At 36.3% G+C, this 2,111-nt stretch carries 2 protein-coding genes and 1 pseudogene; 2 read left to right on the top strand and 1 reads right to left on the bottom strand.

Annotation, left to right across the window (positions count from 1 at the left end):
* On the top strand, positions 1–788 hold a 788-nt coding region (gene mazG, locus F6K13_RS30085), incomplete at its 5' end, for a nucleoside triphosphate pyrophosphohydrolase (protein WP_287289413.1).
* A 222-nt stretch (positions 789–1,010) separates the two neighbouring features.
* Here the strand turns inward: mazG and F6K13_RS30080 are convergent.
* A complete protein-coding gene (locus F6K13_RS30080; protein WP_124143018.1) occupies positions 1,011–1,835 on the bottom strand; it encodes an alpha/beta hydrolase in 825 nt (274 codons plus the stop codon).
* 106 nt (positions 1,836–1,941) lie between these two features.
* On the opposite strand from F6K13_RS30080, the pseudogene F6K13_RS30075 reads away from it, so the two are divergent.
* Positions 1,942–2,111, top strand: a pseudogene (locus F6K13_RS30075) (glycine cleavage system protein H); the annotation flags it as partial.

Below are 2,111 nucleotides of genomic sequence, written 5' to 3'. Positions count from 1 at the left end.
TACAAGAACTAATAGAAATAGTAGCAAAATTACGTTCTCCAGATGGGGGGTGTCCCTGGGATTTAGCTCAAACTTCAGAAACTTTAACTCCTTACATTATTGAAGAAGCTTATGAAGCAGTTGATGCAATAAAAAGCGGAGAGAAAGAAGCAGTAGTTGATGAATTAGGAGATTTATTATTACAGGTGGTTTTGCAAGCACAAATAGCTAGTGAAGCAAATGATTTTACTTTAGCTGAAGTCGCTCAAAATATTAATCAAAAAATGATTAGAAGACATCCTCATGTATTTGGAGATGTGAAAGTAAATAGTACAGAAGAAGTTAAGCAAAATTGGGAACAAATCAAAGCAGCAGAAAAAGGAGAAACTAATGATTTATTTAGTACAAAACTCAGTCGATACGCTCGACAGTTACCTCCACTTATGGCAGCAATGAAAATTTCTAAAAAAGCTGCTGCTCTTGGTTTTGAATGGGAAAATATTGAAGGAGTTTGGAGAAAATTTCACGAAGAAGTTGGGGAGTTTGAAGAAGCTTTACAATCTGAAGATCAGGAACATCAACAAGCAGAAATGGGAGATATTTTATTTGTTTTGGTGCAATTGGCAAGGTGGTATGATTTGAATCCAGAACAAGCTTTACAAGGAACTAATCATCGATTTTTGCAACGGTTTGCTTTAGTAGAAACAATGTGCAACCGTCCTCTTTCTGAGTATACTTTGGCGGAGTTTGAACAAATGTGGCAAAATGCAAAAGCACAATTAGCAAGGGAAAAAAAGAAGTATGTATAGCAGTTAGAAATTGGATGAAATACAAATTTATAGATAATTGGCTCTATCAGATTTTAGGTAATATTATGTCCGTTTAATAGGGTGATGAAAAATTTTCTTCTCTTGTTCCTGATTCTTCCCTCCTGACTCCTGACTCCTCGCTTGTTATTTATAAGTACTTAATTGGACATAATATAAGTATCAATAAACTTAAAATTATTCTTGAGTCAAACTTAATTCCTGCTATTGATTTTGTTGCACCAAATTAGCAAACTCAATCATCACTTTTTCATACTTTTCACCCGCCACTTCTAATAAATCAATATGACCAGCACCATCAACCCAAAAGGAAAGCTTAGGCTCATTAGCTGTGTTAAAAAGTTGTTTCCCCTGGGAAAAAGGAATCACTCGGTCAGAATTTCCGTGGATTACCAAAACTGGGCAATTAACATTTTTTATCTTATCAATATTGCGAAACCTGTCAAAGGGATAAATAGGGATGCGCGTCACAACCCGAAATGCAGTTGTAAATGAACTTTCAACTACTAAACCAGCCACAGACTGCCGGGATGCCAAATCTACTGAAGGCCCTCCACCAACTGAACGTCCATAAACAATAATTTGGTTTGTAGGTATGCCCAACTGTTGGGTCAAGTATTCATAAGCTGCATTAATATCTTGGTAGGCATTTTTCACTGAAGGATTTCCCTGACTTGTTCCATAACCCTGATAGTCGTAGGAAAATATACTAAACCCAATATCTCGCAAATCTCGCAACCTGGGCAAAATTTCCCCTAGGTCTTCAGCATTACCATGACTGTAGAGAATAGTATACTTTGCTTTGGGTAATGCTAAATAAACACCTGTAATTTGGACTGTATTACTAGACTGAAGCTTGACAAATTCCTGGTTTTCTTGATAGCTAGATGGACGGGGTAAAAAAATCAGCCGATCTGAGAAAAAGAAAGCCCAAAAACCAACAAGGACATAGATAATTAGGGTAGATCTGATTAGTCTAAGAACAGAAAATTTCCCTATAAGTAATCCTATAATATTTTTCTTATCCATAAGAAAGAACTGGATATTTACCTATATTATTCTATACGGAATAATTTGTAACGCAGGTCTAGTGTTGAGCTGGCTAGCATTATTTGTACTATTGCGAGGAATATAAATGCAATTAGAATTTCCAGATGACCTCAAGTATCTTGAAACCCACGAGTATGTAAGAATGGATGGCGAAATTGCCACTATTGGTATCAGTGCCTATGCTATTGAGCAGTTGGGAGATATTGTATTTCTGGAGCTTCCAGAGGTGGGAGATCAAATAGAAAAAGAAGGATC

This window comes from Okeania sp. SIO2B9, from assembly GCF_010672505.1.
GTDB lineage: Bacteria > Cyanobacteriota > Cyanobacteriia > Cyanobacteriales > Microcoleaceae > Okeania > Okeania hirsuta.
Note: the sequence above shows the minus strand (reverse complement) of the source record. Positions and strands in the feature narration are given on the sequence as shown.